The organism is Castellaniella sp., assembly GCF_047971665.1.
GTDB lineage: Bacteria > Pseudomonadota > Gammaproteobacteria > Burkholderiales > Burkholderiaceae_B > Castellaniella.
Window position 1 is genome coordinate 138,076 of the sequence record NZ_JBKEAA010000014.1, and the last position, 9,481, is coordinate 147,556.

6 protein-coding genes and 1 pseudogene are annotated in these 9,481 nt (G+C 64.9%); 5 read left to right on the plus strand and 2 right to left on the minus strand.

Annotated elements, in window-relative coordinates; all coding sequences use genetic code 11:
- The first annotated feature begins 8 nt into the window (after positions 1-8).
- The gene (locus tag ACK5JE_RS05295; protein WP_416800648.1) at positions 9-413 is read left to right on the plus strand and encodes a DUF2325 domain-containing protein; all 405 of its coding nucleotides are present in this window, start codon (positions 9-11) and stop codon (positions 411-413) included.
- A 207-nt stretch (positions 414-620) separates the two neighbouring features.
- On the opposite strand, the pseudogene ACK5JE_RS05300 reads toward ACK5JE_RS05295, so the two are convergent.
- Positions 621-1,262: pseudogene (locus tag ACK5JE_RS05300) on the minus strand (C40 family peptidase); the annotation flags it as partial.
- Positions 1,263-1,584: 322 nt separating this feature from the next.
- On the opposite strand from ACK5JE_RS05300, the gene ACK5JE_RS05305 reads away from it, so the two are divergent.
- The 4 genes from ACK5JE_RS05305 (at position 1,585) to ACK5JE_RS05320 (ending at position 7,720) form a co-directional block, all read left to right on the plus strand.
- Positions 1,585-3,471 (plus strand): propionate--CoA ligase, encoded by a 1,887-nt coding sequence (locus ACK5JE_RS05305; RefSeq protein WP_416800649.1) that lies wholly within the window; start codon positions 1,585-1,587, stop codon positions 3,469-3,471.
- Positions 3,472-3,572: 101 nt separating this feature from the next.
- The gene (locus ACK5JE_RS05310) at positions 3,573-4,832 is read left to right on the plus strand and encodes an MFS transporter (RefSeq protein ID WP_416800665.1); all 1,260 of its coding nucleotides are present in this window, start codon (positions 3,573-3,575) and stop codon (positions 4,830-4,832) included.
- A gap of 139 nt (positions 4,833-4,971) precedes the next feature.
- A complete protein-coding gene (gene acs, locus ACK5JE_RS05315; protein ID WP_416800650.1) occupies positions 4,972-6,951 on the plus strand; it encodes an acetate--CoA ligase in 1,980 nt (659 codons plus the stop codon).
- Positions 6,952-7,015: 64 nt separating this feature from the next.
- The gene (locus ACK5JE_RS05320) at positions 7,016-7,720 is read left to right on the plus strand and encodes a glutamine amidotransferase (RefSeq protein WP_416800651.1); all 705 of its coding nucleotides are present in this window, start codon (positions 7,016-7,018) and stop codon (positions 7,718-7,720) included.
- 39 nt (positions 7,721-7,759) lie between these two features.
- On the opposite strand, the gene ACK5JE_RS05325 is transcribed toward ACK5JE_RS05320, so the two are convergent.
- On the minus strand, positions 7,760-9,406 hold the full coding sequence (locus tag ACK5JE_RS05325) for an electron transfer flavoprotein-ubiquinone oxidoreductase (protein WP_416800652.1): 1,647 nt from the start codon (positions 9,404-9,406) through the stop codon (positions 7,760-7,762).
- Between the last annotated feature and the right edge of the window lie 75 nt (positions 9,407-9,481).

Below are 9,481 nucleotides of genomic sequence, written 5' to 3' on the forward strand. Positions count from 1 at the left end.
CCCATCTCATGGCGCAATCTCAAGTCAGTGCATTGATCGTCGGTGCAGACCGTCTGGGCAACATCCCCGATCTGCTTCGCGACCACAACATCGCCATCCGTCACCATATCAGCGGCCGTGACCCCGCCCATCAGAAGAAAGCGCCTTCGCTGCCTTCCGGCACAGATCTGGTCATTCTGCTGACGGATTTTCTCGGGCACAACGTGATGAAGACATTCCGCCTGGCGGCGCAGCGCGCCGGTATCCGCGTGCTGGCCTGCCGGCGCTCGGTCTGCAGCATGCAGCAGGCGCTGGATCAGTGCGGTTACTGTAAAGCATGCCCGCTGCGCGAAGCCAACGAGGCGAAGCGGTCGATCACGCGGGTTTCCGCCAAGGGCCGCCGCGCACAGGGCGGGCTGGCCTTGCAGGGATAGTCGGACTCGGGGGCGGGGGACTCAACGACGCGAGGCCTTGCCCCGGGATCGAGCCGTCTTGCCCTTGGTCTGCGGAGCCTTGGCCTGCGTTGTCCTGATTCTGACGTGCGAGGTCTTGACGCTGGCCTTGGCCGGTCTGGATTCAGCCGCCGAAGGCTTGAGTTCGACCTGATCGGCCTGAGCCGGAACCGTGTCGGCCCTGGCCTGGAGACGCCGGGCGCCGTTGTAGCGCTTGCGCCAGTAGGCCACGTCCATATTCTCGACGCGAACGCTGGCGCCAGAGCGCGGGGCGTGGATGAACTTGCGATCACCCAGATAGATGCCGACGTGCGAGAAACGACGGCCCAAAGTGTTGAAAAACACCAGGTCACCGCGCCGCAGTTCGTTATTGGCGACGGAAATCCCCTGTTGCGCCTGGTCGCTCGCTCGGCGCGGGAGTTTCAGGCCCAGGGATTTTTCAGCCGCGTAAGCGACCAGTCCGCTGCAATCAAAACCTTCGCCGGGGTTGTCGCCCCCGTAGCGGTATTTGACGCCCAGGAATTTCATGGCGGTGGCGGCCACGGCTGCCTTGGGGGCCCGGCTCACGCCGTAGGTCTCTGATTCGGGGGCGCCGATCGCCACGCTGCGCCTGTTATCGAGCCAGGCGCCCAGGGGATCGGATTGTGTGCTGAGCAGGTAGTTGTCGCGTAGCAGGTGGCTCGAATCGAGGTCGGCTGCGGCCGTCTTGCGGCCCTGGGTCGCGCAACCCGCCAGTGCGACAAGGCCGGAGCAAAGCAGCAGCTTCAGGGACCGGATTGCCAGGGGGCGGAGTGGGTTCTGTTGAATCGGGTTTGAATGAGGCGGAGGCATGAAGGCGCAGAACCATGGATGTCGCCGCCCGCAGCCATCGCAAGCCATCGCGGCGGTCAAAGGACCACGCGGCGAGGCGCAGACTGGCTGGATACCGGACGCCGGGTTAAACGGGTGGGTTGTTTACACTGCGGGCAACTCCTTCAAGTTTAGTGTATTAAATGAGTCGAGTAAAGAACTGAACGGACGTCATCCTGATGTCAGGATGACGTCAGGATGACGTTGTACTTTCAGGGGCAGGTGTAGCATGTCATCCATTCCATTCTTATAAAAAAACATCCGCTTCCCGATCGGGATGCAGGGTGGCACCGGAGACGAGTTCATGCAGAAAGTCCGCGAGTTTCATCGTCAATCGATCCAGGATCGAGAGACCTTCTGGGCGCACGAGGCCCAGCGCATTCATTGGGAAACCCCCTTTGCCCAGGTGCTGGATTATTCCAGGCCGCCGTTCGTTCGCTGGTTCGTGGGCGGTCGCACCAACCTGTGCTACAACGCCGTCGACCGCTGGCTGGATACCCAGGCGGATCAACCCGCCCTGATCTGGGTGTCCACGGAGGTCGACCAGGAGATCGTCTACACCCGTGCCGACCTCGCGCGCGAGGTCAATGCCGCAGCCGCGACCTTGCAGGAGCTCGGTGTCGTCAAGGGTGACCGTGTCCTGATCTATCTGCCCATGATTCCCCAGGCGGCGTTCTTCATGCTGGCCTGCGCCCGGCTTGGGGCCGTTCATTCCGTGGTCTTTGGCGGGTTTGCGGCGCACAACCTGGCCCAGCGCATCGACGATGCCCGGCCTCGCGTGATCATCTCGACCGATGCCGGTTCACGCGGCGGCCGCCCGATCGCCTACAAGCCCTTGCTGGATCAGGCGATCGAACAGTCCTCCCATGCGCCGGAGCATGTCGTGCTGGTGGACCGGGGCCTGGTCCCCATGGACCTGAATGCCGGCCGCGATCTGGCATATGCTCCGCTTCGCGCCCGGCATCTGGATGCCCAGGTGCCGGTCGTCTGGCTGGAATCCAACGAGCCCAGCTACATCCTGTACACCTCGGGGACGACGGGCAACCCCAAGGGGGTCCAGCGGGATGTCGGCGGCTATGCCGTGGCGCTGTGCGCGTCCATGGAATATATCTATGGCGGTAAGCCGGGCGACGTCTATTTCTCCAGCAGCGACGTGGGCTGGGTGGTGGGGCACTCCTATGTGGTCTACGGGCCGCTGCTCAACGGCCAGGCGACCGTCATGTACGAAGGCACGCCGGTGCGTCCCGACGCCGCGATTCTCTGGCGCATCATCGAAACGTACCGCGTCAATGTGCTGTTCTCGGCGCCGACTGCGATCCGCGTCCTGAAAAAACACGATCCGGCCCTGCTGAGCCGCCATGACCTGTCCAGTCTGGAGCGCATCTACCTGGCCGGAGAGCCGCTCGACGAACTGACCGGTCAGTGGCTGTCCGAAGCGCTGAACAAACCGGTGATCGATAATTACTGGCAGACGGAGACCGGCTGGCCGATCCTGTCGGCCCAGCCCGGCGTCGAAGAGGTGCCCACCCGGTTCGGCAGCCCGTCCTTTCCGGTCTACGGTTACGACGTGCGGGTGATCGATGAATCCACCGGCAAGGATTGCGGCCCGGACCAGAAGGGCGTGGTGGCGATCGAGCCGCCGCTGCCGCCGGGTGCGATGTGCACGATCTGGGGCAACGACGAACGCTTCGTGAGTACCTATTTCCAGTCCTTCCCGGGACGTCTCTGCTATTCGACCTCCGACTGGGGGCTGGTCGACGATGAGGGCTACTGGTATATCCTGGGCCGCACCGATGACGTCATCAATGTGGCTGGACATCGTCTGGGCACGCGCGAGATCGAGGAATCCGTCAACACACACCCCGCCGTGGCGGAATCCGCCGTGGTGGGGGTGGCGGATCAGCTCAAGGGCCAGGAGGCCATGGCATTTGCCGTCCTGCGCAATCCCGCTGCGCTGGACGAACCCGGCGCCCGTGACCGGCTCGAGGCTGAAATCAAGCGCGTCATCGAGCAGCGCAATGGCGCCGTGGCCCGTCCGGCCCGCATTCTGTTCGTCAATACGCTGCCCAAGACTCGCTCCGGCAAGGTCCTGCGCCGCGCCATCGTGGCATTGTGCGAACGCCGCGATCCAGGCGACCTGACGACGATCGAGGACCCGGGCGCGCTCGACCAGATTCGCGACGTGCTGTGAGAGAGGGTTGAGGCGTGCCTGGCCCGCAGACCCGCCGTGACCGGCCTGTCGCCTCGCCCCTGAGGCCGGGCGTGGGGCGGCGCGAGGTCTGGTCCTGGGCCATGTACGACTTTGCCAATTCCGGCTACACCACCGTGGTGCTGACGACGGTGTTCAACGCCTATTTCGTCGGCGTGGTGGCGGCCGGCAAAAGCTGGGGCACGCTGGCGCTGACGGCGGCCCTGTCGCTGTCCTATCTGGCCGTGATGCTGTGGATGCCCGGCCTGGGCGCCCGGGCGGACGCCCGCGCCGGACATCGCCGGCTGCTGTTTCTCAGCACCACCGGCTGCGTTCTGGCGACGGCGGCGCTGGCCAGTGTGGGGCCGGGGGATATCGTCTGGGGCCTGCTGTGGTTGGCCTTGTCCAACCTCTGCTATTGCATCGGCGAGTCGGCGGTCGCGTCATTCCTGCCCGCGCTGGCCCGGCCCGAGGCCATGGGCCGGGTGTCGGGCTGGGGCTGGAGTTTTGGCTATTTTGGCGGCATGCTGGCGCTGGGGCTGGCGCTGTGGGTGGCGTCCTCGGCGGAGTCCGACGGATTGCCGGCCCAGGCCTATGTGCCCTGGATCATGGGGTTGACGGCCGCGCTGTTCGCGGCGGCGGCGCTGCCGGCCTTTCTGTGGCTGCGCGAACCCGGCACGGATGTCGGACGGGCACCGAGCGCGATGCTGGTCCAGCTGCGGCTGGCATGGCGCGAGACCCGGCGGGATTTTCCCGACTTCCGCCGCCTGCTGCTGTGCATCGCCTGCTATCAGGCGGGGGTCGCGGTGGTGATCACGTTGTCGGCCGTTTATGCCACCGAGGTCATGGGGTTCGGAATGCAGCAGACCATGCTGCTCGTGTTCGTGGTGAATATCGGTGCCGCTGTCGGGGCCTTCAGCTTCGGCTACCTGCAAGACCGCATCGGTCACCGCAAAGCGCTGGCCCTGACCTTGCTGGGCTGGATCGTCATGGTGTTGCTGGCGGCCTCCGCCCGTGCGCTGCCGGTGTTCTGGTCGGCCGCCGCCCTGGCGGGGCTGTGCATGGGGACCAGTCAGAGCGCGTGCAGGGCCATGGTGGGGGTGCTGGCCCCCGCCAGCCGCCCCGCGGAATTCTTTGCGCTGTGGACCTTCGCCGTGCAGCTGGCCGCCGTTGTGGGGCCGCTGTCCTATGGTGTGCTAGTCTGGGCAACGGAAGGCAATCATCGCGCCGCGCTGCTGGCGACGGGCCTGTTCTTCCTGGCAGGGCTGGCGTTGCTCCGGCGGCTGGATTTTGATCGCGGCATCATGGCCCGGGATGCCTACGAGTCCCGGGGTTCTGGCCGGGATCGGGCCTGTGCCGCCTGAAACCAGAAGCGGTCCGTGATTGTCAGTATCGAGTAAGTATCGTGCAGTACGGTTGCAACATTCAGACGGGTTGCAACATCCAAGCAGATTGCGACATTCAAACCATAAAGTGATGCATCACTAAACTCAGGAGCGAGCCATGACTACGGGAATTGAATCCATCTTGGTTGAAAACCGCGTGTTTCCGCCACCGGAGGATCTTGTCAAGCAGGCCAATGTGTCGGGGATGGAGGGCTACCAGGCCCTGTGCGACGAGGCCCGTCGCGATCCCGATGCCTTCTGGACCCGCCTGGCCAACGAGAATCTGGTCTGGACCAAACCCTTCACCCAGGTGCTGGACGAGTCCGAGGCGCCCTTCTACAAGTGGTACCCCGATGGCCAGATGAATGTGTCGGCCAACTGCCTGGACAAGCACCTGGGCACGCCCGCAGAGAACCGGACCGCCATCATTTTCGAGGCCGACGACGGCAAGGTGACCAAGGTCACCTACAAGGAACTGCACGCGCGGGTCGCGCAATTCGCCAATGCGCTCAAATCGTTGGGCTACAAGGCTGGCGAGCGCGCCATCATCTATTTGCCCATGTCCATCGAGGCGGTGGTCGCCATGCAGGCCTGCGCCCGCCTGGGCATCATCCATTCCGTGGTGTTCGGCGGTTTCTCGTCCAAGAGCATTCACGAGCGCACCGTGGACGTCGGCGCCACGCTGATGATCACCTCCGACGCCCAGGTCCGTGGTGGCAAGGTCATTCCGCTGAAAGACGCCGTGGACGAGGCCATCGCCATGGGAGGTTGCGAGGCCGTGCGCAAGGTCATCACCTACAAGCGCGCGGATGCCAAGGTGCAGTGGAACGCCGACCGCGACCTGTGGTGGCATGACGTCACCCAGGGCCAGTCCGCCGACTGCCCGCCAGTGCCGGTCGATGCCGATCATCCGCTGTTCATCCTGTATACGTCCGGCTCCACGGGCAAGCCCAAGGGTGTGCAGCACTCCAGCGCCGGCTTCCTGCTGTGGTCGCTGATGACGATGAAATGGACGTTCGATGCCAAACCCACCGACGTATTCTGGTGCACGGCCGACGTGGGCTGGGTCACGGGGCACTCGTACGTGACCTATGGCCCGCTGGCCGCCGGCGTGACCCAGGTCGTCTTCGAGGGGGTGCCGACCTATCCGGACGCCGGCCGGTTCTGGAAGATGATCCAGGAACACAAGGTCACGGTCTTCTATACCGCGCCGACGGCCATCCGTTCGCTGACCAAGGCTTCCGAGGCCGACCCCAAGGTCCATCCGAATTCGTTCGACCTCAGCACGTTGCGCATCATCGGCTCAGTGGGCGAGCCCATCAATCCCGAGGCCTGGGTCTGGTACTACAACAATGTGGGCGGCCAGCGCTGCCCGGTGATCGATACCTGGTGGCAGACTGAAACCGGCGCGCACATGATCACGCCGCTGCCGGGCGCCACGCCGCTCAAACCCGGTTCCTGCACGCTGCCGCTGCCAGGCATCGATGCCGCCATCGTTGACGAGACCGGTGAAGAGGTCGAGCGTGGCAAGGGCGGCTTCCTGGTGGTCCGTCGTCCATGGCCTTCGATGATCCGCACGATCTGGGGCGATCCGGATCGCTTCAAGAAGACCTATTTCCCCGAGGAGCTCAAGGGCTACTACCTGGCGGGCGATGGGGCGCAACGCGACAAGGACGGCTACTTCTGGATCATGGGCCGTATCGATGACGTGCTGAACGTCTCCGGGCACCGGCTGGGCACGATGGAAGTCGAATCGGCGCTGGTGGCGCATGAGATGGTGGCCGAGGCTGCCGTGGTCGGCCGTCCGGACGATACGACCGGCGAGGCGGTCGTGGCCTTCGTGGTGCTCAACGGGCCGCTGCCCGAGGGGGATCAGGCCGCCGCCGTGGCCAAGCAGCTGCGCGACTGGGTGGCCAAGGAAATCGGCCCCATTGCCAAGCCGCGCGAGATCCGCTTTGGCGAAAACCTGCCCAAGACGCGTTCGGGCAAGATCATGCGCCGTCTGCTGCGCGTGGTCGCCAAGGGCGAGCCCATCACTCAGGATGTGTCCACGCTGGAAAACCCCGGCATTCTGGACCAGTTGTCCCAGGTGCAGTGACGGGATGTTCTCCGAGGGCGGGTGGCACTGACCTGCCACCCACCCTCGGGGCCCCTGAGTTGTGATGAAAAAACCCGTTGTTCTTGTCGTCCGGCATGTCGCCTATGAGGATCTGGGGATCCTGGCGCCTTTGCTGACGCAGCGCGGGTATGACCTCCAGTATGTCGAGGCAGGCGTGGACCGGTTGCACGCCGGCAGCCTGCTGGCTGCGGATCTGGTGGTGATCCTCGGCGGGCCGATCGGGGTCTATGAAACCGACCGCTATCCGTTTCTGTCGGACGAGCAGCAGGCCATCGCGGCGCGGCTCGGGCAGGACAAGCCCACCTTGGGGATTTGCCTCGGCGCCCAGCTGATGGCCCGGGCGCTGGGCGCTGAGGTGTCCGCGACGGGCCGGGTGGAAATCGGCTATGCGCCGTTGCGCCTGACTCGCCAGGGAGAGGCCTCGGCGCTGCGCACCGTGGCGGGGGTGCCGGTGCTGCATTGGCATGGCGACCAGTTCGCCATCCCCGATGGGGCGTCGCGGCTGGCGGAAACTCCCGGGTTCCCCAACCAGGCGTTTTCCTTTGGTCCACGGATCCTGGGCCTGCAATTCCATCTGGAAGCCGACCATGCGCAGATCGAGCGCTGGCTGATCGGGCATGCGCATGAGTTGTCGGCCCGGGGCGTGTCCCTGGATGCGATCCGGCGGGATGCGGTCCGATATGGTCCGGACCTGGCTCGCTGCGCCGGCTCAGTCCTGACGGACTGGCTGGACGCCCTGGCGCACTGAGGCCTGGGCCTCTGTTCACAGGCATCCAGGCGCGTCGGGTCACATCCCGTTGTAGACCGGTCCTTCGCCGCCCTGAGGCGTCACCCAGACGATGTTCTGCGTCGGATCCTTGATGTCGCAGGTCTTGCAATGGACGCAGTTCTGGGCATTGATCTGCAGGCGATCCTCGCCGGTATCGGTCTTGACGAATTCATAGACGCCGGCAGGACAGAAGCGTGCTTCGGGACCGCCGAATTTTGCCAGGTTGACGGTGACCGGGACAGACTCGTCCTTGAGGGTCAGGTGGACGGGCTCGTTCTCGTCGTGGTTGGTGTTGGAGATGAACACCGAACTGAGGCGATCGAAGGTCAGCTTGCCGTCGGGTTTCGGGTAGTCGATCCGCGCACATTCGGCCGCGGGTTGCAGACAGGCATGGTCGGGCTTGGCGCGATGAAGGGTCCAGGGCATCTTGCCCTTGAGCAGCCATTGCTCGATGCCGGTCATCAGGGTGCCCACCGTGCGGCCCTTTTTGAACCATTGTTTGAAATTGCGCGATTTATTCAGTTCCGTGTGCAGCCAGGAGCGTTCGAACGCCGCCGGGTAGGCGGTCAGTTCATCCTGACTGCGGCCTGCGCCCAGGGCCTCGAAGGTGGCTTCGGCGGCCAGGGCGCCGGACTTGATGGCGGAATGGCTGCCCTTGATGCGGGAGGCATTCAGCATTCCGGCCTCGCAGCCGACCAGCACACCGCCGGGGAAGCAGAGCTTGGGCAGCGACAGCAGCCCGCCCGCCGTCAGGGACCGCGCGCCATAGGCGATGCGCTTGCCGCCGTCGAAGATGGTGCGGATCGTCGGGTGGGTCTTGTAGCGCTGGAATTCCTCGAAGGGAGAGAGCCACGGGTTGGCATAGTCCAGCCCCACGACCAGGCCGACGGCCACCAGGTTGTCGTTCAGGTGATAGAGGAAGGAGCCACCATAGGTATCGGAATCCAGCGGCCAGCCGGCCGTGTGCATGACCGTGCCGGGCCGGGATTGCGAAGGATCGACTTCCCAGAGTTCCTTGATGCCGATGGCATAGCTCTGCGGATCGCGGCCGGCGTCCAGGCGGTATTTCTCGATCAGCTGGCGGCCCAGGTGGCCGCGAGAACCTTCGGCGAAGATCGTGTAGCGCGCCAGCAGTTCCATGCCGGGCTGGTAGGCGTCGGTGTGGCTGCCGTCGCGCGCCACGCCCATGTCGCCGGTGAGCACGCCGCGCACGGCGCCGGATTCGGTATAGAGGATCTGCGCGGCGGCGAAGCCGGGGAACACGTCCACGCCCAGGGCCTCGGCCTGCTCGCCCATCCAGCGGGTGACGTGTCCCAGGCGCACGATGTAGTTGCCGTGGTTCTTGAAACAGTCCGGCAGCAGCCAGGCCGGGGTGGAGCGCGCGCCCGATTCGGTCAGGAACAGGAACCGGTCGTCGGAGACCGCCACGTCCAGCGGGGCGCCGCGTTCCTTCCAGTCGGGGATGAGTTCGCTCAGCGCCTGGGGATCCATCACGGCGCCCGAAAGGATGTGGGCGCCGATCTCGGCCGCCTTTTCCAGTACGCAGACGCTGACGTCCTGGCCGCGCTCGGCCGCCAATTGCTTCAGGCGGATGGCTGCCGAAAGCCCGGCCGGCCCGCCTCCGACGACGACGACGTCGTATTCCATCGATTCACGTTCAGTCATGGGTGCATCCCCGTTTTTTTGATGAGCGTTGGGCGAGGCCGGACCCCGCCATGTTGCGGGCCATTGTATTGCAGA

What these genes read in the sequence shown, in the direction of transcription:
- ACK5JE_RS05295 (WP_416800648.1), top strand. Translation starts at nt 9, where the DNA reads ATGGCGCAATCTCAAGTCAGTGCATTGATCGTCGGTGCAGACCGTCTG.
- ACK5JE_RS05305 (WP_416800649.1), top strand. Translation starts at nt 1,585, where the DNA reads ATGCAGAAAGTCCGCGAGTTTCATCGTCAATCGATCCAGGATCGAGAG.
- ACK5JE_RS05310 (WP_416800665.1), top strand. Translation starts at nt 3,573, where the DNA reads ATGTACGACTTTGCCAATTCCGGCTACACCACCGTGGTGCTGACGACG.
- acs (WP_416800650.1), top strand. Translation starts at nt 4,972, where the DNA reads ATGACTACGGGAATTGAATCCATCTTGGTTGAAAACCGCGTGTTTCCG.
- ACK5JE_RS05320 (WP_416800651.1), top strand. Translation starts at nt 7,016, where the DNA reads ATGAAAAAACCCGTTGTTCTTGTCGTCCGGCATGTCGCCTATGAGGAT.
- ACK5JE_RS05325 (WP_416800652.1), bottom strand. Translation starts at nt 9,406, where the DNA reads ATGACTGAACGTGAATCGATGGAATACGACGTCGTCGTCGTCGGAGGC.